Source organism: Brachymonas moutaii (nom. illeg.), from assembly GCF_049977365.1.
GTDB lineage: Bacteria > Pseudomonadota > Gammaproteobacteria > Burkholderiales > Burkholderiaceae_C > Brachymonas.
In genome coordinates, this window is record NZ_JBNGEN010000004.1 from 171776 (window position 1) to 195354 (window position 23579).

Here is a 23579-nt window from a genome sequence, read left to right on the forward strand (position 1 = left end):
GGGGCTATCAGAAAATCACAGGCCCGCTGGCTGCGCGGCTTTGGGCTTGTTCTTGTGCTTGGGCCTGCGCGACTTGCACTGATTGCATCTGGTTCAGGCTGTCCTGCACCGGGGTATCCACAGCTCTTGCTACATCCACAGTAGCACTGCTGGTATAGGGATCGCGTGCAGCCCTGATCGGGTCATCTGCCGTAAACAGCGCTTTGCCTTTGTATGCATGGCTCTCCACTTCGGTCATGCCTGCAATGTTCTTACCGGTTTTCTGGCACTCCAGGCAAGTGGCAGCAGCGATGCGGGAACGCTCGGTTTCGGTATAGCTGCTCAGGCCGGGCTCGTTCTGCACGCGCTCGTGCAAGGCGACGATGTGCGGGTTGCTGTGCCGGGCCAGGATGGCAGTTTCTGATGGCGGCGTTGCTGCCTCGGAGATTTGGCGACTGTGCAATGGCTCTGTTGTGGGTTGCAATGGCCTGATGAAATGATCCGAGTGGGGTCGAACGTCCCATCGGTGCATCTCAAATTGCTGCGCAGCATGGCCCATGTCCTTTATCCGCTGCTGGAACTGCGGGTTGGATGAATGCGATTCCTGCGAATGTTTGGCCGCCTCGCTCAGGTTTTTCTGGAAATTCTGATACATGTCCTGTGCGGCATCTTTGGTCACTCCATAAGGGTTAGTGACGAATGTCAAGATGCCGCGTGTTGCCTGCACATCGCTTCGATAGTGCTTGATCGCATCCATGTTGTCGTGCGCCAGCTTTTCTGCATGCGGATTCAGGATGGAAGGTTTGGGATGACCTTCCTTGTCGTGTGGCAGGAAGTTTCCGATGCCGTGATCTATCGCGGTGAGTACGGTCGCAGTAGCGGGTACCATGACAGGATTGCGTATAGGCAAGGCAAATCCTGAAGTAGTGAGGGTATGCACGTCCTGCTCGGAGGCATAGATGCGCACTTGCCCATAGTGCGGACTGGCTGCACTGACGGCATCGCCTGCGACAACGTGGTTGATGACCGCATTCCCGCCTTCCGGAATCGGGTGTCCAAGCACCTGCCTGCCCAAGCTGGCCGCGCCGTAACCATTGAAAGTTTCGCCATGCAGCTTGAACTTGCAGGTCGTGATTTCTGTCAGACCCCCACCTAAGGAGTGGCCGGTGACGGTGACGGGGGTATGCATACCACGACTCTCATAGTCCTTTGCTAGATTCAAAGCACGCTGTGTCAATGCAATAGCATCATTGGCCTGATCGTTGATGCGGTTAAGCACCATATTGGCATCGGCGCGCACATCCCCTAGATTTTGCGTTCCTTTATGTGCGACGACCAATTCTCCAGTGTCTTTGCGCTGATAGATCGCGCCCTGATATCCGGTCTGTGGGTTGCTCACGCGTTCTCGCACGACAAACTTCACGCCATCAATGGTGATATCCCTGCCATCGCCATTCTCCCCAAACACACCGTAAGCCACGTTCTTTGTCTCGTAGACCCGGTTGGAGAGTTCGGCATATTGCTCCGTTGTAATACTCATGGCTGCACCTTGTGAATGATGGCAGTGATGGTGAAGAGATTACTTCGCACCTCTGGCTTAGAGGATTTCTCTGGTGAGTCCATGCCTATATCTTGGAAGTTATCGGATTCACTTCTTGGGTAGCCACCCTTCCAGTAATACCTTTTCATAGGTTTGTCGACAGGAATCTCAGCGGTATCAGGAGAGATGTTGAATGCGGTTTCTCCGTCTGCGCCTGTTGCTGCGAACCAGGCATCGACGGAGATCATCCGCCATTCACATGGAGGCTTTCCTGCCCAATAGGATTCGTTGACAAGAATGTCTTTTGCAAACCGGACACGAAACTCAGTTTCAGAGATCTTTTGCATCTCTGTTGAAACCGTAGCACTTGGCAGAGCCAGCCGCTTGTTCCATGCGGGCCCCTCTGAGGTTCCGCATGTCATGTTTTTTGGCTCTAGGCTTACTGTTGCTTTAAACCGGTTAAATGCGCCTGGTGCATTCTCAATCTTGATGGACATCTCGTACCAGTCCTGCGGATGAGGATTGCGATGGCCGTAAACAGCCGAAGCGTCATTGCTACGCCCATAAACAAGCACATCAGAAGGCACAGCACCGTTGGGTGTAATGGAGTGAGAATTCATATTGCAGGCAGGGAGTGAGATGACAGAAAAAAGGGAAGCAACGGCAATGCCGTATGGCAGTAACTTCCGAAATGTTTGATAAGTTTTCATGCGATCCATATTGATAGATTCGTGTGCATGCCGCGAACTTTGGACATTCTGTTTAGCAGTCATGTGCTCTGCATCAATCCCAAAAGTGCGCTGTCCCCACGGCTATGCAAGACTTTGCTTGACATGAACACGTTTGGTCTAAATGTTAACTTATTTCTTGATGAGCAGGAAGACATGGTTTGCTCTTTCAGAACGCTGCCTCAGAGCTTGTCCTAACCTGAACTCATTGCCCATAGCTGTCAAGTCTCGCCTGTTTGTGTATGCGCTTCTTGAACAGCTCAGGTCTCTTCACCTGCCATTCTTTGAGTGCCTGAACAGGCGATACATGGTTGAGCGCGCGTTGGGGAATATGGTGGTTGTAGACCTTCATATAGCTCATCAACGTCGCCTCCAGCTGGGCCGCTGATGAAAAGCGCGTCTGGTGCAGCACCTGGCTGATTCGGCCATTGAAGCGCTCGACCATGCCGTTGGTTTGTGGGTGTTTGGGCGGGCACAAGCGGTGCTCAATGCCCAAGGCGGTGCAGTCCACATCGAACTTGTGGCGCCCGCTGGGTTCACGTTTCTTGCTGGTAAATCGATCCGTGAACTGACTGCCGTTGTCTGTGAGCAGTTTGGTGATCTTCATCGGCGCAGCACGCTCCAAACGGTTCAGGAAGTCCACGCTGCTTTTCTCGCTTTGATCGGCGTAGATGTGCATGAACACCCAACGTGTGGCTCGATCAATGGCCACGAACAGATAGCGTCTGTCCTGCTCATCGGGCATCTGGGGCAGGTACTTGATGTCCACGTGCACAAAGCCTGGCTCGTAGTCCTTGAAGGTCTTGGCGGGCTGATCCTTGAGCACGCCAGCATCGGCTTGCGCTTGAGCTTGCAGTTCGCGCAGACTGGACACCCCGTGGCGACGCAAGCATCGATCCAATCCGGCACGGGAGACATCTGGGTTGATGAACTCGCGAACTACAGCGAGCAGATCGTCCAAGGGCAAGAGCAACAGGCGACGCAGTTCCACGGCAATAGCCTCTTGCACCGGCAACAGGGTCGTGTGCAGTGTGTGAGGTCGATGCGACAGGTCTTCGCAACTGTCCCGTCGCTTCCATTTGCGCGCCGTGGCCGCAGTGATGTTGTAGCGCTCGGCCAATTGCCCTGGCGTTGCCGATGAGGCCTTGATCTCGGCTCTGGTTCGCGGCGTCGTGCGTGCCCGCGGGTGGACTTGGCTCATGTCACTTACTCCCGTTCAAAGGACTCCAGCACCCCGAGCATCACTGCTCGGGCTTCAAAGAATGCCCAGCTTTTACGGGGAACATGATCACATGGGACTCGACAGCCAGCGTCGTGCGCTCATCGGCGCTCAAGTGTTCGAATCTTCTGGGCATCTTCGCAACTTACCTCAGGTTGAGGTGTCGCATTTCAGACTTGAATCCGCCCATTCAATCGACCGCGATTATTCATAAATAAGAAATTACCGAGAATTCATAGATCGCTGCGTTCAGTTACCTTGTCAAGCAATTTGGTTAGTTGCGCTCGCTCTAAAGTCGAGAGACTACCAAAAAGACCTGCTATCCAGCGGCTATGCTGATCTACCACCTGCCCAGCAATTTCCTTGCCTTTTGACGTCAGAACGATGACCAGAGCACGCCGATCCGTCCGATCCACCTTGCGCTTAATAAGCTCGTCACGTTCCAGTCCGTCCAGAAGACCAGAAATGGTTGCACGAGTGACGCCCGCCTTGTCGGCCAACTCGTTCGGGGCCATACCGTCCACGGAACCTGCCAATAGAGAAAGAATGACAAAACGCCCTTCCGACAGCATATGCGGAGCAAGCAAAGATGCGCACTCCCTGTCTATCGTGCTCGCCAACGAGAGCACTTCAAAGCATATCCGCATGCTTTCGATGTCGGCAATACCGCGACGCTCGGCTTCTTGTATGAGAGCCATATACTTCTGATCAAGCTTCATTAGATTTCTGTTGGATATAAACGGATAATTTATGGGATGTCCTGATTAGTTCGACAACCTTTATTCCGGTCGTTCTGAAAGCGCACCGCGATAACCGACTTTCAGTTAGTTAGAAGTGGAACAGGAATATCCGCCTCCTCGAAGGAGCGGTAGCGCCATCGGCACCGTAAGCATGGTAGATCCCACAGCCATCAGCAATAGCGCAGTGAAAGTATAGGAGGTGATGATTTGCTTGTCCAGAAGGATGTTGGCAAAAATGATCAGAATCAGCGCCTTTGTTTGCAGCAACCATCCGATTAAGGTTGACTCTCGAAAGGTCCATCCGAGTAGTCGCCCGGCGACAGCCATGCCGATAAGTTTTCCTGAAATGGACGCTAAAAGAAGAAGTCCCGCAACTACGAATACCACCGAGCCTCCGATTTCCCAGCTGGTGCGCAATCCCGTCAAGAGGAAATAGATGGGCATGATCGCCAAGAGGATGTGACCGCGGAAGGCATCGACTTTTTCGTCGCCGAACCAGCGTATGTCCAGCACCACCCCCGCCAGGAAAGCCCCGACCATATAGTGGAGACCGGCCCAATCGGCCAGCAGTCCGCATGATCCCAGCCAGATGAAGCCCACATACCAGCGGTCCGCATCGTCCATCTTCACGATCAGCTTGCGGACAAGGATGGACGCGGGCACGAACAGAACGATGAAACCTATCTGTCGCAGCATCTGCTCCCAGTCCAGCAGGATCAGCGCGAGCATGCCCCAGACCAGAATATCGTCGAGGCTTGCGTATCGCAGAACGCGCTGTCCGAAAGGTGTCCGGAGGATGCCGAGATTTTCGAGAAAGAGAATCAGGATGGGCAGGGCGGTAACGGAACACGCCATTCCTATCGACAGCAGAACTTGCCAGTAGTTGCCTTTCACCCCTATCCAGTTGCCCCACCCCATGATCACGATGCCTACACATATGCTAAATGCGAAAGGAGTCATGAAGGCCAGCGAAGCCACCACGCCTGTTTCCCGTCGCTTCTTCCATGCTTCATGGACGTCGAGTTCCATTCCGGCAACCCATACGAACAGCATCACCGCCCACGACCCGAGGCCGTTCAGTGCGCCCATGACGTCCCGATTCAGTACGTACCTGAAGGTTTCGGGGTAGGCCGCACCGAACACGCCGGGACCCAGCATGACGCCGGTAATGATCTGAACGACAACCAGCGGCGCCCAGTTCTTACGCCCAAGCCCGCGCCAGATGACGTAAGGGACGATGAAGATGACCAGCAGTGCTACGAGGAGCAGCTCGGTTGTCGTAAATTTCATGGCATCTATACGCTTGGGCGCCCGTTATTACCAGCGCGCGCTCAGTTCGGTGAGGCGCGAGTTGGCCTGCTCGCGCGAAGCCTCCGCCGCTTCCACTCCCGCCCACTGATTGAACGCGTCTACGCTTTCAAGATTCGTGACGCCCATGAATCCGAAAACCAGCTTCAGGTAGGGAAGCATGTGATCGAACGATTCCGAAGGCGTACCGGACTTGTAGTCGAATGCACTGGAGCGAACGAGCAGAAGCTTCTTGCTGGAGTCCAGGAGCGGACCCGGCCCCTTCTGGGGATCGAAAGAGAAAGTCTTACCCGCCCGGACGATCAGGTCGATATATGCCTTGAACGTCCAGGGGATGTTGAAGTTGTACATGGGCGAAGCGATCAGTATGTGGCTCGCCTGGTGAAGCTCGTCTATGGTCTTTTCCGAGAAAGCAAGAGTTGCTACCTGTTCCGGCGTGCGTTCGGCTGCGGGGATCATGTTCGCCTTGATCCACGCATCGTCCGGACCGGTCACCCCGTCCTGCCCGAGCGCATGGCGAAGAACCTGCGCATCCTTGTTCGCCGTCTGCCATTGGGTTACGAACCCATCTGCCAGACTGGTGCTTACCGAGTCTTCACGCGGCGAGAAACTCAAATACAAAAGCGTCTTTTTCACTTGTAACTCCTTTCAGGTTGGGGAAGTCTTGCTTCATGCAATACGAGGGCGGCGGAAACGGATAGATGATCCGCGCCTCGGCGTGCAACTATCTGGATGCCCCTAGGCAACCCCTCGGGGCCGTCCAATATAGGGGACACGGTTGCAGGGAGACCGAGAGCGTTGAATACCGCGCAATGTGCTACGTTGAATGGGTGAAAGAAGGCGCTGTTATGTCGCGGTGCCGCGCCCGGGGTCGGGGGACAGATCAGCAGCGAGTCATCGGCCAGCATCGCCTCCAGTTCGGCCGCCAATCTTTCGCCCTTCGCCTTCCAGCGACTCCAGGTGGGGGGCCCGGTAGGATCGAAGCGACCCGAAAGGGCCAGAAAGTAGCCGGCAGCGGTGTGCACCCCTCGGCCCCCGATCTGCCTGAAGGTTTCGCGAAGCAGGTCGATGCGCTTTCCCCCGCCAAGCAGATGCTCCATATCGGAATCGGCGGCGCACCTCAGGGTTCCGAGCCATATGCTGAACGCGTCTTTCAAAAGGTCGCTTCTCGCGGTCCTCAAGGTGCAGCCGAAATCCTGCAGGGCCGCGGCGGCCGTCTCCACGGCCAGGATCTGAGCCGCGTCCGTCTGCTGCGCACCAGCGATCCTGGGGTCCGAGAGCACATAGACGGTTCTGCCCCTCAACGCATCCGTGCTTGGAAGAAGGCTGGTCATCCCTTCCTTGACATCGGGCTGGATGCCGTCGGGACCGGCCATGACCGTAAGAAGCGGCCACAGATCTCTCGGATCGCGCACCATCGGTCCCGGTGCAAAGAACCGGGCCAGCGGAGCGCTGGGATTGTCGGCACCGTCATCCATCGGGAAGTGCCCGCTTAACGGAACCGTGCCGGCGCTTGGTTTATGTGCGTACAGCCCGCAATAGGCCGCCGGTATCCGGACAGAGCCTCCACCGTCCGTTCCGATCGCCGCGGTCACTGCGCCGGCGGCGACGAGCGCAGCATCCCCTCCGGAACTCCCTCCGGGGGTTCGGGCAGGGTCAAGGGGGTGCAGCGCGCGCCCGGTCAGCTTGTTCACCGTTTCTGGCCACAGTGCCCGTTCCGCCATCGAGCCGAGTCCGACGACGACGGCGCCGGCTGCCCGAATCCTCTTCACTACGGTACCGTCTTCGGCCGCTATCCGGTTCCGCGTCAGTGCCGACCCCATCATCCACGGTGCACCGGCAAGCCGGAGTCCTTCCTTGACGGTGATCGGCAGACCGAGGAGCGGCTTGGCTTCCAGAGCCCGTTCGCCGAAGGATCGAGCGACGTCATCCGCGCGGGCCGCATCCTGCCTGGCCTGGACGTCATTGAGCCAAGCCAGGGCAGACAGGCGCGGCCCGGCTTCCGCAAGGCGGGACAACGCCGATTCGGCGAGAGCTGAAGCACTGAGCTTTCCGGTTGCGACCGCCTCCGCGCAGGGGGCATGGGCCTGGCCGAGGCGCACAGCGGACCGGAACGGGATGTCGTCGCCGACCGAAACGGAGGTCATGAGGTCCTATCCTGAAGTGCGTACCAGGCTGTCAGGGGCTCCGGAATCTCGCTCTGCCGGGTCGGCATGGCGCGGGGAGTATCACTGACGGACCCCTGCCCGGGCCTGACCGACGTTTTCTCCTGCGGGAAAAGGAACGCGTAGGGAGGCTCGAACCCGCTGATCAGGTTCGCGGCCGTGCCATGCTCCTTCTCGTAGATCAGAGGCACCGCACCTATCGCTCCGGCCTTTGCAAAGTCGACCAGAGCAAGCAGCGATTGAAGGAAAGCCAGCGGCCAGTATTTCGGGCGCGCATGCGCATTCAGCAGTCGGAGGGCTTTGAAGCGCAACATTCCATGCTTCCGGAAGTACCTGCTCACCAAGCGGGCTCGCGGAATGTCGTCGGGACGGTAGTAGCTGAAGGGGACGGTGTATTCATACAGCGCCGAGGCCCTGCGAATGATCTCCTCGGGATCCTTTGTCCGCGCCAGAGCATCCAGAAGCCTGGGGAAGGGATATACCGGCGGTTGCATTCCCCGCTCGAAGCGTGGAAGAAGCTTGGCCACCTGTCTTGCCACGCCTGCGTTCAGATAGGCACCGGACATGTAATTGGGAACGACGAGGTGGAAGTACCCCATGTTAGCCAGCAGGAGCGTCCACGCCATCTTGACGGGGTCGTCCATGACTTCGTACCAGTTGCTCCACTGGTCCTGCAACGCAAGCTGGGCCTTCAGGTGCATTTCCAGGGCGTCGACATAGCAGGGCGTCAGCGAGTGATTCAGCTTCTTCTTGATGATCGACGCGATCTGCGGAATCTGATGGCCCAGGTAGGCGATACCTGCGCTGTTGGCCGGATCGAACGTGAAACCCGAATCGCCCAGCAGGAACCATTTCCCCGATCGGTCATAGTACTGCCGCGCTTCGTACATGTAGTTGTAGTAGCGGCTTTCGTCCACTCTGGTGCCGGACGTGATCAGCAGTTTCAGTCGGGGATGATCGCGCTCCAGAATCGCGCAGAGGCGTTCAAAGTCCATCTGCTGTTCGTTCGCTATTTCCGGCCGATAGGTGATGCCGAAGCTCACCATGTCTTCCCCGGTCGTGCTTCGCATGGGAATGATCCATATCCAGTATCCCCGACCGTAGAAGTGATGGGTCACATAGTAGGAGTCGAAGCAGTGATGCCTGTTCTTGGCGACCTTGAGCCCGTTCAGTATGGATCTGTCGAATCCCGCCAGGCGAAACCAGTAGCTTGACCGCTGATAGGGCGCCGGCTTCTGCAGCTCCAGCTGCTTGGTCAGCACTCTTGCCCGTCCGGAGCAGTCGATCACGAAATCGGCTTCTATCGTGCGCATCTCCCCTGCCGCGTCCTACACCTCCACCACGCAGCTCGCATCGGGGTCCGCTGGAAGGTTGACCTTCTGCACGCGGCCAACCACGGTTCTCACGCGTGGAGAGATCCTGGACTCGATTTCCTCGTCGAATGTGAAGCGGTTCAGGTTGTACGAAGGCAGGCGGATCACGCCCGGCGCTTCGTGCTGTATGTATTCGGGCGTGTCGGCGCCGGGAGCTTTCGGGAGGCGGAAATAATAGGTCAGGCCGTATTTGTGGAGGTGCTTTTCCTCGAGGTACTCGCCGAGTCCCAGCGACTTGAGGAACTGGACCGTCACCTCCACCGTGGATTCGCCGACGACGGGCAGCCCCTCCTTTGCAGGATCTACAATAGTGATTTCCGCATCGGGGAAATGGCGCGAATAGTAAAGAGCGGCAAGCTTTCCGGATAAGCCGCGGCCGATAAGCAAGATGCGAGTCATGAAACAAACTCCGGAGTTGCAGAGCTTCTGCTGCGCTGGTAGCGACGCGGGGCAATCAGATTCTCTGGATCGATAACAGCCCGGATGCGCCCTGCAAGGTTCCAGTGAAGCTGGGCCCCGTTGGTGGCCTCGTCCATTAGCGAGCTGTGGAAACGGTAGGGGTGAAAGCCGAGCTTCCTACCCTCGCTGATGAGGGCTTTCAGGCAGGCAGTCGCATTGGCGCTGCTTTTCTCATCGGGCGGAAAGATCAGGGGAACCGTGCTGTCAAATCCTGCGACCGACAGTGTCGAAAAGGTAACCGGAGCCGAGAAGCCGAACTTCTCGCATACCCTTTTCACCATTTCGACATATTCCCGCGCGCTGGCCCCGGTCATCGGGACGAGCGGCGCGTACCAGAGAAGCCCGCAACCGTCGCGTGCAGGATTGCGCCCCGTCGGAGGCATCGCTTCGGGGTTCCTCTGATACGCCAGTGAAAGCGCGAACTCTTTCGGTCGTCCCGACAGCATGTCGTAGGCGGAACGCACGGACGAAACCAGTGAGGCCAGAACGGGAACGAACGACAGCTTATCCATGAGATGCAGCCGCCGTTCATTGATGAAGACGACCCTCTTGGCCAGGCCGGCCAGAGTTCGGCGTATCACTTTCCGGCCGGCGCGCACGACTCTCCTCTGTCCGTACACAACCCCGGTTCCGATCCAGGCCGAGCCGTTTACGGCGCTCGCGCCCGCCATCGCCGAAACGCGATCGGCGTTCATCAGGTTGATGCCCCCGATGACGAGACCAGAGCCTGTCAGCAGTGACCTGATCGCCTCTACGATCCGTTCCAGTTTTTCGTCCTGGTCGATCCAGAAGAGGAACATCTCGACACGTTCGGGCCTGGGCATCAGCTGAAGCGCCAGGCGGGTGACGATGGCGCCTCCATTCTGGGCAAATAGCCCGTCCAGATAAGGGCCTACCCCCCATCGGTACACCGGCGCCTTCGTCGTTGCGCCGGCACCGTCCCGCCATAGTGGCGAGTCGTAGCAGCTTCCATCCGAGAATAGTGCGCGCACACCCAGCACGGCCTGGAAGTGATCGGCAACGGGAGTCATTCCGTAACCGCGCTCCAGGGCATTTCCCACCAGGCTGCAGGAGGGTCCCGCCCCCGTTGTAGGGACCATGAAATCCAAGCCGTTGCTCTCCAGGTAGTCTTGCAACTGGCCTTGGGTGACTCCGGGTTCCAAGACGATGGTGCCGAGCGTGTGGTCGAACTCCAGAATCCGGTTCATGGCGCCGAGATCCAAGATAACGCCGACGTTTTCGTCGGCCGGCAATGCCGAGCCGTACCCCCAGTTGTTGCCGCTGGAAACGGGATGGACGCTCAGCCCGAACCGCTTCGCGTGGGCGAGCGCACGGCGGACTTCGTCCTCTGTTGACAGCACCACCACGGTCCGCGTCTGGTGCCCGGGGACGCGATACATCGTGTCCTTCATCCTCTCGGCGGCCTGCGTTTCGGAAAGCAGCCTGCCGGAGCGCCCGCACCCTTCGATGGCCATCCGAAAGAGGTCCAAGGAGGACGGAGCCGCCCTTTCTCCGGTAGTCATGTCGGAAAACCCATGCCGCCGGCCTGGAGGAACCGCCGCATCTGCTGAAGTTCGATCTGTCTGGATGCAGACAGGTTCTTTACGGCGTCCCGGTATCTGGCCAGAAGGGAGGGTTCGATGCCCCGCGCGGGAAGCGCAGTACTGGCAATCATTACCAGTGGGGCGATGATCGTCCTGTGCAGGGACACTCCATGGAGGCCCGTGCGGGCGATTTCGCTGGAAAAGTCTTCCGGCGTATAGGCCGCCAGGAGGCTCGCACGGTAGTCCTGGGTGACCGAAGCCGCTTCGGTCTTGCCGACCTTCGCCACGAAGATTTCGATGGCCTGGAGCGAGCGAAGGCGGCCGAAGTCCATCAGGTACAACGTTCCTCCCGGCTTGAGCACCCGCTTTATGGCGGAGAAGCATCGGGCAAGCGATTCGCGATCCGGCAGATGATGGATCGCCATCGATGAAATCACCGCATCCGCACTATGGTCGTCGATCCTCGAGAGCGTGGAAAAATCGCCTTCGGAATAGCTCACGTTCGACAGACTGCGATGGACCGCCTGCTCCCTCGCCTTGCTCAGCATGTTCGGGGCAAGATCCACGCCCGTGAACTTCATGCGAGGATTCCACTGCGCGATCAGATTCAGTAGTCGGCCCGATCCGCAGCCCAGATCGATCACGGAATCCTCGAGCTTGAGCCTTGCCGATACCTGGAGCGCGTTGTAGAGGTACAGACCGAACAGCGCGCCGCCTTCTTCGCCGCTGCTCGAGTAATCCTCGACCGTCGCGGCGGCATCCATTACCAGATCGGTCTCCGGCGTGCGCGGCAACTGGTCGGCAGTGAAAACCTCGTGGAAGATGGCGCGGGGAATGTCGAAACTCATGCTGCACCATCCATCGAGAAAGAGATCTTCGGAAAGTGGCGGCGGAGCGCCGTCGCCTCGTTCTCGGCGAATTCTTTTCCGGATAGCGAGAAACGATCCATGAGCTGCATGACGGCACTCTCGTCGAGCGGGCTCTTCTTCGATCGGTGCGCATGGAATTCGGGGTGGGAGGAGAAATCGAAACGGTCGCTGGGTGCGCAGAAGAACCGGTAGAAGTCGAGTTTCCCGTTACGGTCCACGATCCGGTTGTGATAGATATTGTGGAACCGCCTCTGCGCACCGGGTATGTCGAGCCTCATTGGAAGGGAGGCCGCGCCTCCCAAGCCCCGATAGCTTTGAACCGCGCCCAGCGTTTCGAACAGCAGGATGTTCCGGTAGAAGTGCCGCGCGGACGGATGGACCGCGATGAGCATGTCGTCAACATGCCGCCAGTGGCGGGCCCAGCGGTATATCATGTTGTAAAGCATGATGGAAAGCCCCGAGCGCCGGTGGTCTGCGCTTATCGCGAGCGCTCCCACCTCGGCGATGTGCCGATAGAGGCCTCGGACTCGCGATACCTCGCTCGGATGCACTTTCTCCATCGGCAACCCCAGATCGGAGTCTTCGATCAGCGAAAGGGTGCCGATGATGTGCCTGCCTTTACGGGCGACAAACGTGGTGGTGGTCGGCAGGAGGCTGATGACCTGCAGGCGCATCTGGCTCTCGCGGGCAATGCCTCGTCTTACATAACATTCTTCCAGCAGGGCGAATGCGCCCGCCATCTCCTCCTCGGAAGACGCGATCTTGAATTCCACTCCCGGAAAACTCAGGTCGCTTGCCGCAAGACGCTTTACGGCCGCCGCACGTACCACGGATGCTGGCACGAAGTTCAGGTGCACGTTCTTGAAGCGTTCAATTCGATCTTTCATGGCGTGTGTTCCTTTACTTAAGTGATCGCAGGGCTCTGTCCACGATGCGTTTGGTATGCGGGCTTCCCTCTTCCTCGGTCAGCCAGCGACGACAAACCGTCCGGACCCATTCCGGTTGGTCTTTGCCTGCATCGTTCAGCCAGTTGCCCACCGAAAGCTGCACATAGTTCGCTGGATCGGCGCGCAAGCGATCCAGTACGGGAAGCCCCATTTCCGGGTGTTTTTTTAATAGGTCGATATGTGAAGCCCAGACTCCGCGCGGACGGATGGATTCGGAAGAAAATCGCCGCACCCTCTCGGAAGGGGAGCCTGCCCAGGAAGCGAGATGCACTATATAGGTTTCGAGGTCGGCTACCATGTGCGGCCGAACCGCCATCCAGGCCCATTCGCGGACTCCGAAGTGGTGGTCATCGGCAAGGGGATGAATCGCATCCAGGAGACCTGCTGGTTCTGCTTTCTCCCTCGCGCCGATCACAAAGCACGCCCATCCGCGTACGGTGTCCGACGGGTGACCCGTCAGCTTGGGAAGGACGGCCGTTCCGAGGCGGTCAAGGATGAGGCCGCCTGCGAGCCGCATCCGCTTGAGAATGCCTTCCCTGCCCTCCTTTTCCATCGCGGCGATGGCATCTTTGCCGATTTCGGGAAGTACTACTTTCATCAGCGCCGCGAAATCGACAACAAGGCACTCCTTCAATGTTGAAGCTTCGGCGATCCCGCTATTGAGATCGTCGATCCGGCGCTCTTGAAGGCCCGTAGGATCCTTGCGAGTACTCGCTCTACCCATCGGATTGCACTCCTTTTCAGCTATCAGTGCTCAGAAAGAGTATTCCTTCGATCTATGAAATTCTTTCTGCTCGGCGCTGCCGCACGGTACGTGACTGCAGACACCATCATTGCAAGGTGCCATATAGTATGGCAACTAACTATTTTGCAAATTCTAGCATCGGATCTAAACTATGCAACGATCAGGTGACAAGAATTTGCGCGTTAACACGCTTGTCCGCTAGCGCAGCAGCACTGTAGATACGTAGCGCCTCTTCCAGGAAGCCGCAGGGCGTGAGAGGACCTTCCCCTTCAGCTAGCAAGACCGCGACTCCTCGGAGGCTGCGCCAGCGCGATGGAAGACACAGTTTCCGGCGCTGCCTAAACTATTAACGAGGGGTACGCCCGTTCCACGGGATGAGCCTAGCTGTCAAGTCTCGCCTGTTTGTGAATGCGCTTCTTGAACAGCTCAGGTCTCTTCACCTGCCATTCTTTGAGTGCCTGAACAGGCGATACATGGTTGAGCGCGCGTTGGGGAATATGGTGGTTGTAGACCTTCATATAGCTCATCAACGTCGCCTCCAGCTGGGCCGCTGATGAAAAGCGCGTCTGGTGCAGCACCTGGCTGATTCGGCCATTGAAGCGCTCGACCATGCCGTTGGTTTGTGGGTGTTTGGGCGAGCACAAGCGGTGCTCAATGCCCAAGGCGGTGCAGTCCACATCGAACTTGTGGCGCCCGCTGGGTTCACGTTTCTTGCTGGTAAATCGATCCGTGAACTGACTGCCGTTGTCTGTGAGCAGTTTGGTGATCTTCATCGGCGCAGCACGCTCCAAACGGTTCAGGAAGTCCATGCTGCTTTTCTCGCTTTGATCGGCGTAGATGTGCATGAACACCCAACGTGTGGCTCGATCAATGGCCACGAACAGATAGCGTCTGTCCTGTTCATCGGGCATCTGGGGCAGGTACTTGATGTCCACGTGCACAAAGCCTGGCTCGTAGTCCTTGAAGGTCTTGGCGGGCTGATCCTTGAGCACGCCAGCATCGGCTTGCGCTTGAGCTTGCAGTTCGCGCAGACTGGACACGCCGTGGCGACGCAAGCATCGATCCAATCCGGCACGGGAGACATCTGGGTTGATGAACTCGCGAACTACAGCGAGCAGATCGTCCAAGGGCAAGAGCAACAGGCGACGCAGTTCCACGGCAATAGCCTCTTGCACCGGCAACAGGGTCGTGTGCAGTGTGTGAGGCCGATGCGACAGGTCTTCGCAACTGTCCCGTCGCTTCCATTTGCGCGCCGTGGCCGCAGTGATGTTGTAGCGCTCGGCCAATTGCCCTGGCGTTGCCGATGAGGCCTTGATCTCGGCTCTGGTTCGCGGCGTCGTGCGCGCCCGCGGGTGGACTTGGCTCATGTCACTTACTCCCGTTCAAAGGACTCCAGCACCCCGAGCATCACTGCTCGGGCTTCAAAGAATGCCCAGCTTTTACGGGGAACATGATCACATGGGACTCGACAACTAGAGCTGTCGAATGGAACGGAAATTTCAATCCAATCCATTGATTTGTAAAGAGTTTATCCCATGCTGATAGCGAGAAGATGCCACATCGTGTACTGGTTTCTCGCTCGCTGGCGAGCGCTAGGCACTCGTTTCATCTTTCGCTATTATGGACAAATTCATTGATTTTTGACTTTAATAGCAAACATGCCTCGCAAGCCGCCCGTTGTCTTTCCACGTGAACAGCGCCTGCTCTCCGAGCTGGGCGAACGGCTTCGCCTTGCCCGCAAGAGGCGCAAGCTGAGCAATGCGGTGATAGCGCAACGCGCAGGGGTTTCCAGAACCACTGTGTACAAGGTCGAGGCAGGCGATCCTGGCGCTACCCTGGGCGCCTATGTCCGGGTACTGGCCGTGCTGGGTCTCGAAGGCGATCTCAATCTGCTGGCAGCCGACGACCGGATCGGGCGCAAGCTGCAGGATTTGGCGCTGGAGCCCTTACACGGTGCCAGGCACCGAAGGGGCGATCCATCACCAGCCCAGAATCGCGAGGGGTCTGCATGAGCAAACAGGACAACACGCTGGAAGTCTGGCTGGACGATGGCTTGGGCCCAGCATGCCAAGTCGGCACGCTTTCCCATGATCGAGGACAGATCCGCTTTCGCTACGAACCGGATTGGCTCAGGGATCCCCGCGCCTTTGCGCTGGATCCTGACCTCTCCCTGGACGAGCACCCCTTTTTCCCGAAGCCGGAACTGGGCAACTTCGGGGTCTTCCTGGACTCATCGCCGGACCGCTGGGGCCAGACACTCATGAAGCGCCGAGAAGCCTTGCAGGCGAAGGACGAGAAGCGTCCGCCTCGCACGCTCTACGCCTGGGACTTCCTTATCGGCGTGCAGGACCAGACCCGCCAGGGCGCATTGCGCTTTCGTCGGCCGGACACGGACACCTTCCTCGGTGACGAGAAGATGGCTGCTCCGCCAGTGACCACCCTGCGCGAACTGGAAACGGTCGCCTATCAGCTCAGCAACCGGCGCATGGATGACCTCGACGCCCTGCGCAGGTGGCTGGCCGTGCTCGTCGCTCCGGGGGCATCGCTGGGTGGGGCCAGGCCGAAGGCCAACTTCACGGAGACCGACGGCTCGCTCTGGATCGCCAAGTTCCCCGCGCGTGACGATGACCGGGACGTTGGGGCTTGGGAATATGCTGTTCACCAACTGGCCCGGAAAGCCGGCGTGGATGTCCCTCCGGCCAGGCTGATCAGGCTGGGCAACGGCTTTCACACCTTCTGTGTGCAGAGGTTCGATCGCGTGCAGGGTGCGCGATGCTTCTATGCCTCGGCGATGACGCTGCTGCGCAAGACGCAGAGCGAAGGCGCGAGCTATCTGGAACTGGCCCAGTTCATCCGGTCCCAGGGCGACGCAGAGCGTGTGGATGCGGACCTGGCACAGCTATTCCGTCGCGTGGCGTTCAATGTCGCGGTCGGCAACCGTGACGATCACTTGCGCAATCACGGCTTCGTGCTTGGCAGGACGGGATGGCGCCTTGCGCCGGCGTTTGATGTCAATCCGAACATCGACAAGGCGGAGCATGTATTGAACATCGACGATGTCGACAACCGACCGAGCCTGGAGACGGTTCTCGGTACGGCGGTGTTCTACGGGCTTGGCGACGGCCCTGCTCGGCAGGTGGTGGCAGAGGTAGCGACAGTGGTCGATGGCTGGCGGGACGCGGCGCGCAGGGCTGGCATCTCAGGTGCCGACATTGACCTGACGGCGGGGGCTTTCTCGGCCCATGCGGAGTTTCGTGCGCTTGCAGGCCGGCCCTGACGTCTGCTCACTTCAGAGCCCCGCACTGCCATCGGTCTCCTCATCGGGATCGGCGCTGTGGACTCCTGTATTTTCGATGATGAGTTCGATTACTCCCCGGGCCGTGCAGTTCATTGCTTTTTGGCGAACGCAGCCATGGAAGCCATGGCAATGGCGATCGGGGAATGGAGGCGGTGTTTCAGGCACAAAAAAGCCAACCTGCAAGGTTGGCTGTGGTGCGTGCGGTGTCCAGATGCAGATGGCATGGCATCCGGAAGGCCAGACTAAAAAGGGGGTCTGGAGCGGGCGAAGGGAACATCATCGTGTTCCCAACTCGTTGATTGATAATGAGTTTTCCGCACTCGGCGAACCGAGATGGACATAATTATGGACTGAAAAACCACGCTTGGTCAACGCGCGCTCCGAGCAAGTCCAGTGCGAGCCATGGACAGCCAGCAGTAGCCAATGTATCGGTCGGTGACGACCGTCGGCATCGATCGCGAATCGACCGCGTGGGAATACAGCGTCTCGGACGAGCGTTCGAACGCCAGCGAAGCGATCCTGCGCGCCGCGCTCCGCCATCATCGGGGCGGCGCGACGATCGAGATCGGCGCCGAGGGCGCGGTCAACAGTCTCGATGTCCGGAATGCGCTGGTCGAGGACGGCGAACCGGTTCCGCTGCCCCAGGCCAACGTTCGCGTTGCCGAACGCAGCGCCGAATTGTTCGTGACCGCCAGCCGTCCGTTCGGCGCACGGACCATGGCGGAGTTCGGCGTCAGATACGAAATCTCCCGCCTGTCGCAGACGGGCGACATCGACCTCGTCAAATCCTTCGCCTTCTGGAAACCGCGTGCGCGGCTCGTCTGGGCGCCGGCGCCGAACCGGACGATCCGCCTGCTGGCCGAACGCGCGGTCGGCCAGCTCGATTTCGGCGATTTCGTCGGCGCCGCGTCCTTGACCAGCGGGACGATCAGCGCCGGCAATGCCGATCTGGAGCCCGACAGCCTGTGGCGCGTCGAGCTGAGCTACGAACGCCGCTTCGGCGCCGGGTCCTTCACACTCGCCGCGCGCCGCGAATGGATATCCGATCTGGTCGACCAGCTTCCCGTCGTCGTCGATGGGGTCCTTTACGACGCGGTCGGCAATATCGGCGCGGCACGCCGCGATACGGTCGAAGCGTCGCTCAAATGGCCGCTGGACGGGTTCGGCGCCAGGGGAGTCGTGGTGACCGCCGACTTCGTCGCGCGGCGCGGCCGGGCGACCGATCCCGCGACCGGCGAGCGGCGGCCCATCTCGGGCGATCTTCCGGTCGAGGCGCGGGTGGCTCTGGCCCATGACATTCCGGCGTGGATGCTGCGCTGGGGTGGCAGTTATGCCTTCGCGCGCACCGAAACCGCGTTCAATGTCGAGGAGATCGAGGCCGATCATCTGGCCGGGCGGCTCGATCTGTTCGTCGAATATCGGCCCGATGCGCGCTGGACGCTTCGCCTGTTCGGCAAGAATCTGACCGACAGCGCCGCGACGCGGACGCGCGACATCTATGCCGGTATCCGCGGCGACGGCGCGCTGCGCTATCGCGAGCTGCGGGTGCTGCGCAGCGGCCGCTATGTGGGGTTGACCGTCCAGCGCAGCTTTGGCGGATAGGCATCCTTATCCGCGCGGCGCGGCGATCCGGGCGAAATCGTTCCAGCGGCACGCGGTCACCTCGACCGAATCGCCGCACCCTGGAATGGGGAGATAGCGGCGGAACAGGGCATCGTCCGATCCCAGCGCTTCGAGGTTCCTCAACTGGTCCATCGTCTGCGCGCGATAGAAGGCGCGGACATAGCGGTCGCCCCCGGCCGTGCTGACCAGCTCGAACCCCAGCGCGCTGCCGGGTGGAACTTCGTCGGCGGGATAGCTCGGCACCTGCCAGTGCAAGTCGAAGAAGCCTCCGAGGTCGGCGACGTTGGTGTCGTGTCCGACGAGCAATGTCAGCCGCGCCGCGCGCCGGTCGCCGAGCGCCGTGACGATCTCGTGCACGATCGGTGCGGCGGCGGCGGCGGCGATATAGCCGGGGCGATTCAAATAACGGAACTCGAGCGGGTGGAAGCGCAGCAATTGTTCGATCTCGGCGCGGCTCACGCGGCCCCAGCCGACCTCGGTCATCGGCTTGCCCTCCAGATATTCGAGCACCAGCGTCTGGCTCGCGGTCGATGCGATATCGAGCGGACCCTCGAGCTTGGGGCGATCGTGCGGCTGCGCAACCAGCCGGCTGGGTTCGGCGACGAGCGGACAGGCCGGCACGGCGCAATTCAGCACTTTCGCGAGCAGCGTCAGTTCGTCGCGGTGGCGTTCGGTCTCGGCGGCGAGGCCGCCTTCGGGCGCTTGCGCCAGGGCCGCGTCATAAGCGCGATTCCCGTCGAACGACGCCGGGCCGCTGTCGAGACCGTGAAAGATCGCGTCGTCGCCGGACCCGGCGGGGTGGGATATCGCCGCGGCGCAGCCGGGCATGAAACCCGCCGCCCAGCTTCGCGCCGTCTCGATCGTGCGCTCCTTGTAACTCGCCTTCAGGACGATCGTGCCGGGCGCGGGGCATCCGCCGGGAAATAAGCCGCGGGCGCCGAAATAGGCGCGATCGCTTTCGCCGAGAAGCCTGACGCCCGCCGCGCCCCGCGGCGTCAGCAGGCCGAAATCGACGGGCCAGCCGGGCCATGTCTCGGACGAATAGCCCGGCGGAACGACGACGGGCTTCGTCGGCGGACGGACGCCGTGCCGCATCAGCATCACGACCTTCTCGAGCTTCAGCGATGGCTGGCTGGCGACCGGGGTGTTGGCCCCCGGCCCGGGCGCGGCGCACGCCGCCAGCAGTGCAGTGGATAACAGCAGAATGCGCTTCACGGGCTCTCCATTATGGAATATATTTATCGACTCTATATTAAATAGGAAAATTTATTTCATCAATGCCATTTGCCGATCAGCCCTTCGCCCGGTGATGTCAGCTTTCTATCAGCGGCCTTGTGGCAGGAAGGGCGTATGAAAAAGACACTTCTCCTTGCGGTCGCCGTGACCGCTCTCACCCTCCCCGGCATGACCTTGGCCAAGGACAAGGACGACAAAGCCGATCAACGCGCGGCGAGCGCGGCGCTGGCGCGCGGCGAAATCCTGCCGATCACCCGCGTCCTGGCGATCGCGACCGAGCGCGTCCCGGGCGACGTGCTCAAGGTCAAGCTGGAACGCGAATCCTTCGGGTTCAAATATGAGGTGAAAATCCTGACCGGCGGCGGCAGGGTGCGCGAGGTCGAAATCGACGCCAGGACCGGCCGGGTGATCAAGATCGAGGATGATTGATGCGCGCGTTGGTGGTCGAGGACGATCCTGTCGTCGCTTCCGAACTCGTTCGCGGCATGACCGCGGCGGGATTCGTCGTCGACCTTGCCGGTGACGGCCAGCAGGCGTGGTTCAACGGCGATGTCGAGGATTATGGCGTCGCGATCGTCGACCTCGGCCTGCCGCGGAAAATGGGCTTGCTGCATGAAGTCGAGATAATTCTGGCCGAGACCGTCGGGCAGATAGGTCGCCGCGAATTGCTGGACTTGGATCGTCGGCGACTGATCAACCTTCAAATAGGTGTAGAGGCCGTTGTACAGATCGACCTTAGTTTCCTGGTCGACGGGGGCGGTCCGGATGAATTCCTTGGAACGCTCGAAGAACTGCCGAACGCGCTGCGCATTGTCATCGGGGATACCGAGTCCGAGAAAAGTGCTGTGAAAATAGGTGGCGGCGGCCTCGCGCCGCGACGCAGTCATCTGGCTGTCATAGACGATCGGTCGCCAGCCGGCAGGAAGCGCGGGCCGCGGTTGGGCCCCGTCGCTGATAAAAATACCGATCTTGTAGAGCTTGGTACCGGGACTGAGGAAAAGGCGGTTCACAAATGTGGCCTGGAGATTGCCGGTCTTCATGAACCCGTCATGCAGTTCGGCCTTCATAATCGCGAAAAAGGGCGTAGCGGGTTGGCCCACCGTGCCGTCGAAGACGACGACGAGCCCGCCTGGGATCCGCCGTGAAGCCTGCGCCGTTGCCAGTCCGTCGGCAAAGGCGCGCGAGCGCGCGATGAAGTCGGGATCGGCAGTCCCAATGATATCAGCGCCGAGAGTGACGGCGTGCCCCGGACCAAAATCGCGGATCGACATTTCCATGCAGTGGCCGGCACTTTTGAAGGCGGCGAGAACGCGCGAACGGAAGGCCGCCATCGCGATCGGATTGAGTGCGAGGAGGTTTGCGGAATAGGTAGGCTGCACGACCGAACCATCGTCCGCGCGCGGATATACTTCGTGCAGGCAAACCCGCGCGATCGTCAAATTCTCAAGTGCCATCGGTCCCCCCAAAACGCCGCCCCTCGCGGGCTGCCGATGCAATCCGATCTGCGAAGCGTGCACAAGCAATTTTCCGCAGCGCATCCGGCGATCCCACAAGCATAGCTGTCGCATCCCGGACGATCATATGGCCGCTTGTTAAACAAATGCGGATGGGTTTGATGCCAGTCTTTCATTGCCTGCAAAGGCGTCTTGCTCTTCAAGGCTGACTGCGGCAGCTGGTGGTTGTACAAGGCCACATAGCGCAGCAACGTCTGCTCCAGATCGTCGCGGCTGTTGAAGCGGTGGGTCCTCAGGACATCTGCGATGCGCCCGTTGAATCGCTCCACCATGCCGTTGGTTCTGGGCGTCCTGGGCCGGGCCAGCCGGTGCTCGATCCCCAACTCCCGGCACAGCTGATCGAAGCCATGGTTGCCGCTGGCCTCACGCTGCCTGCTGGCAAACAGGCGGTCTGTGAACTCCTTGCCGTTGTCGGTCAACAGCCTGGTGATCTTGATGGGGCAGGCTTTGTGCAGCGCACTCAGGAAGGCCCGTGCACTGGCGGCGGTCTTGTTGGACTTCAATTGCACGAACACCCAGCGCGTGGCCCGGTCGATGGCCACGAACAGGTAGCGCCGACTGCTCTCGTCCTGCATCTGGGGCAGGTATTTCACATCGACATGCACGTAGCCCGGCTCGTAGCTCTTGAAGGTCTTGGAGGACACCACAGGCTCCTGGGGTTTGAGGGCATTGAGGTTGCCCACCCCATGGCGACGCAGGCACCGATCCAGCCCCGAGCGCGAGACAGCCGGGCACAAGAACTCTCGGCTGACGGCCAGCAGATCATCCAGGGGCAACAGCAAGGTGCGCCGCAACTGAACCACAATGGCCTCCTGGGCTGGGCTCAGCACCGTCTGCAAGCGATGGGCAATGTGGGAGCGGTCACCAAAGGCTTCTCGCTTCTTCCACTTGTAGACCGTCTGCTCGCTGATCCCGTAGCGCTGGGCCAGCACAGGGGCGGTCTCGGTACTGGCTGCGATCTCTGCACGAACGGCAGGGGTGGTGCGTGCGTTCTTGTGCAAGGCGATCAGCATGGCGAACCCTCCGGGAGTGATTGCAGTGACTCTATCAAGCACGCATGACCGCTCGGGCCATGAACAGCGGATAGCGATTTTTGCTTATGTAATCATCCGGGATGCGACACCTAGGGACGACCATGTAAGCGGCAAATGGTCGGAGTCCTTTGCGACCAGCACCTACGCGAGCAGCCCGGAGGTGGGCATGCCCTTGGCGATGATCTCCGCCGGGACCGGCGCCTGGGTCAGCGTTCGGCATCCTCTCGCGCTGAATGTCCGAAGGCACCAGCGGCGCTGCCGATCGAGGGGGCGGAACCGCCGGCAGCCGATGTGCGGCGGCAGAAACCAACGGCATGGCGTCACCCGGCTTCGTCACGAGCAGGATTCTGCTCCAGGCCCGGCACGATCACCAGCGCGTAGCGGAACAGTTGGTTGAACCACGTCCTGACTTTCTCGGCAACGGAGAGCGCCTTGCGCTTCTCGATCTTGGCGATCACCTCCAAGAGGTCGGGACGCTTGATCTCATAGACCGACCGCTTGCCCAAGGTCGGCAGCACATCCTTGTCGAAGATGCGCGGAAGGATCGAGAGGGTCGTCTGCCGGCCTTCCTTGAGGCTGAGCCCGCGATGCTTGAGCCACTTGCGATACACCGCCTCGAAGGTGTTTTCGTCGGCGAGCCGGACAGCGGTGCGCTTCTGCTTGCGGTGAACGCGAGGATTGGTGCCTTTGGCCAGCAGGGCGCGCGCTTCGTCGCGCAGGCTGCGGGCTTCGCGAAGCGTCACCTCCGGGTAGGTGCCGAGCGACATCCGCTTCTGCTTGCCCGCCCAGTAGTAGCGGAAGTGCCAAGTCCTGCCCCCTGCAGCCGTGACGGCCAGGGAGAGGCCATCCAAGTCAGGGAGGGTGTATGCCTTGCCAGTTGCCTTGGCCTGTCGAACGGCCAAGTCTGAGAGTGCCATGCTCTTGCTCCTGAACATGAGTCAGGAACCAGATGCTGGTCACGTCGACCTCGCCCCTCCATCAACAATCCGGAATCAGCCACGTCCACAAAAATGGACTTGTTTATGGACTCAAAAGTCCCGGCTGTAGGCGGATCGCAGTGGACCACGGCAGAACATCAAAGAGAGGAAAAGTCTTTGTGCGGCAACGACTTGCAGACTCTCTTGGACTTCTGCAGAAGTCCGCAGAATGATGCGGTGGAGCGGGCGAAGGGAATCGAACCCTCGTATGAAGCTTGGGAAGCTGCCGTTCTGCCATTGAACTACGCCCGCAGCGATCGCGCTATTGTAGCCTGTCTCCC

General features: G+C 59.8%; 19 protein-coding genes, 1 tRNA gene and 3 pseudogenes. 4 read left to right on the top strand and 19 right to left on the bottom strand.

Going from position 1 to position 23579, the window contains the following annotated elements; translation table 11 throughout:
- Window positions 1-7: 7 nt before the first annotated feature.
- The 14 genes from ACP2WS_RS06860 to ACP2WS_RS06925 all read right to left on the bottom strand — a co-directional run bounded on the left by ACP2WS_RS06860 (window position 8) and on the right by ACP2WS_RS06925 (window position 14983).
- Window positions 8-1519, bottom strand: a complete 1512-nt coding sequence (locus ACP2WS_RS06860) for a Tle-like phospholipase domain-containing protein (RefSeq protein ID WP_426460137.1) — start codon at window positions 1517-1519, stop codon at window positions 8-10.
- Entirely contained in the window at window positions 1516-2292 is a 777-nt protein-coding gene (locus ACP2WS_RS06865) for a hypothetical protein (RefSeq protein WP_426460139.1), read from the bottom strand. The genes ACP2WS_RS06860 and ACP2WS_RS06865 overlap by 4 nt, the downstream gene beginning before the upstream one ends.
- 160 nt (window positions 2293-2452) lie before the next feature.
- Window positions 2453-3448: an IS481 family transposase gene (locus tag ACP2WS_RS06870; protein ID WP_426460140.1), complete on the bottom strand. Its 996-nt coding sequence runs from the start codon at window positions 3446-3448 to the stop codon at window positions 2453-2455.
- A 251-nt stretch (window positions 3449-3699) separates the two neighbouring features.
- Window positions 3700-4185: a MarR family winged helix-turn-helix transcriptional regulator gene (locus tag ACP2WS_RS06875; protein WP_426460142.1), complete on the bottom strand. Its 486-nt coding sequence runs from the start codon at window positions 4183-4185 to the stop codon at window positions 3700-3702.
- Window positions 4186-4290: 105 nt separating this feature from the next.
- Window positions 4291-5496 carry a cation:proton antiporter gene (locus ACP2WS_RS06880; RefSeq protein ID WP_426460143.1) on the bottom strand — a complete coding sequence of 402 codons (1206 nt, stop codon included), beginning with the start codon at window positions 5494-5496 and terminating at the stop codon, window positions 4291-4293.
- Between the two features lie 27 nt (window positions 5497-5523).
- Window positions 5524-6150 (bottom strand): FMN-dependent NADH-azoreductase, encoded by a 627-nt coding sequence (locus ACP2WS_RS06885; protein WP_426460145.1) that lies wholly within the window; start codon window positions 6148-6150, stop codon window positions 5524-5526.
- Window positions 6147-7661, bottom strand: a complete 1515-nt coding sequence (locus ACP2WS_RS06890; protein WP_426460146.1) for an amidase — start codon at window positions 7659-7661, stop codon at window positions 6147-6149. The genes ACP2WS_RS06885 and ACP2WS_RS06890 overlap by 4 nt, the downstream gene beginning before the upstream one ends.
- Window positions 7658-8992 carry an NAD(P)/FAD-dependent oxidoreductase gene (locus tag ACP2WS_RS06895; RefSeq protein WP_426460148.1) on the bottom strand — a complete coding sequence of 445 codons (1335 nt, stop codon included), beginning with the start codon at window positions 8990-8992 and terminating at the stop codon, window positions 7658-7660. Before ACP2WS_RS06895 ends, ACP2WS_RS06890 begins: the two co-directional genes overlap by 4 nt.
- Before the next feature lie 15 nt (window positions 8993-9007).
- Window positions 9008-9451: a tryptophan 7-halogenase gene (locus ACP2WS_RS06900; RefSeq protein WP_426460149.1), complete on the bottom strand. Its 444-nt coding sequence runs from the start codon at window positions 9449-9451 to the stop codon at window positions 9008-9010.
- Entirely contained in the window at window positions 9448-10986 is a 1539-nt protein-coding gene (locus tag ACP2WS_RS06905; RefSeq protein WP_426460150.1) for an FAD-binding oxidoreductase, read from the bottom strand. Before ACP2WS_RS06905 ends, ACP2WS_RS06900 begins: the two co-directional genes overlap by 4 nt.
- Before the next feature lie 44 nt (window positions 10987-11030).
- Window positions 11031-11903 carry a class I SAM-dependent methyltransferase gene (locus tag ACP2WS_RS06910; RefSeq protein ID WP_426460151.1) on the bottom strand — a complete coding sequence of 291 codons (873 nt, stop codon included), beginning with the start codon at window positions 11901-11903 and terminating at the stop codon, window positions 11031-11033.
- The gene (locus tag ACP2WS_RS06915) at window positions 11900-12811 is read right to left on the bottom strand and encodes a GNAT family N-acetyltransferase (RefSeq protein WP_426460152.1); all 912 of its coding nucleotides are present in this window, start codon (window positions 12809-12811) and stop codon (window positions 11900-11902) included. Before ACP2WS_RS06915 ends, ACP2WS_RS06910 begins: the two co-directional genes overlap by 4 nt.
- Before the next feature lie 13 nt (window positions 12812-12824).
- Window positions 12825-13595 (bottom strand): DNA alkylation repair protein, encoded by a 771-nt coding sequence (locus ACP2WS_RS06920; RefSeq protein ID WP_426460153.1) that lies wholly within the window; start codon window positions 13593-13595, stop codon window positions 12825-12827.
- A gap of 401 nt (window positions 13596-13996) precedes the next feature.
- Window positions 13997-14983 carry an IS481 family transposase gene (locus tag ACP2WS_RS06925; protein ID WP_426460154.1) on the bottom strand — a complete coding sequence of 329 codons (987 nt, stop codon included), beginning with the start codon at window positions 14981-14983 and terminating at the stop codon, window positions 13997-13999.
- Window positions 14984-15274: 291 nt separating this feature from the next.
- On the opposite strand from ACP2WS_RS06925, the gene ACP2WS_RS06930 reads away from it, so the two are divergent.
- The 3 genes from ACP2WS_RS06930 (at window position 15275) to ACP2WS_RS06940 (ending at window position 18516) form a co-directional block, all read left to right on the top strand.
- A complete protein-coding gene (locus ACP2WS_RS06930; protein ID WP_426460155.1) occupies window positions 15275-15628 on the top strand; it encodes a helix-turn-helix domain-containing protein in 354 nt (117 codons plus the stop codon).
- On the top strand, window positions 15625-16893 hold the full coding sequence (locus ACP2WS_RS06935; protein ID WP_426460156.1) for a type II toxin-antitoxin system HipA family toxin: 1269 nt from the start codon (window positions 15625-15627) through the stop codon (window positions 16891-16893). Before ACP2WS_RS06930 ends, ACP2WS_RS06935 begins: the two co-directional genes overlap by 4 nt.
- Window positions 16894-17337: 444 nt before the next feature.
- Entirely contained in the window at window positions 17338-18516 is a 1179-nt protein-coding gene (locus ACP2WS_RS06940) for a TonB-dependent receptor (RefSeq protein WP_426460157.1), read from the top strand.
- Window positions 18517-18522: 6 nt separating this feature from the next.
- On the opposite strand, the gene ACP2WS_RS06945 is transcribed toward ACP2WS_RS06940, so the two are convergent.
- Entirely contained in the window at window positions 18523-19752 is a 1230-nt protein-coding gene (locus ACP2WS_RS06945) for a histidine-type phosphatase (RefSeq protein ID WP_426460158.1), read from the bottom strand.
- Window positions 19753-19941: 189 nt separating this feature from the next.
- Here ACP2WS_RS06945 and ACP2WS_RS06950 point away from each other — a divergent pair, with 189 nt between their 5' ends.
- Entirely contained in the window at window positions 19942-20202 is a 261-nt protein-coding gene (locus ACP2WS_RS06950) for a PepSY domain-containing protein (RefSeq protein ID WP_426460171.1), read from the top strand.
- Window positions 20203-20372: 170 nt separating this feature from the next.
- On the opposite strand, the pseudogene ACP2WS_RS06955 reads toward ACP2WS_RS06950, so the two are convergent.
- The 4 genes and pseudogenes from ACP2WS_RS06955 to ACP2WS_RS06970 all read right to left on the bottom strand — a co-directional run.
- Window positions 20373-21341 (bottom strand): annotated as a pseudogene (locus ACP2WS_RS06955) (nucleoid-associated protein); the annotation flags it as partial.
- A pseudogene (locus tag ACP2WS_RS06960) lies at window positions 21335-22300 on the bottom strand (IS481 family transposase); the annotation flags it as partial. The pseudogenes ACP2WS_RS06955 and ACP2WS_RS06960, both read right to left, overlap by 7 nt.
- Window positions 22301-22653: 353 nt before the next feature.
- Window positions 22654-23238, bottom strand: a pseudogene (locus tag ACP2WS_RS06965) (tyrosine-type recombinase/integrase); the annotation flags it as partial.
- A 238-nt stretch (window positions 23239-23476) separates the two neighbouring features.
- Window positions 23477-23550 (bottom strand) — tRNA-Gly (locus ACP2WS_RS06970).
- Window positions 23551-23579: the final 29 nt, after the last annotated feature.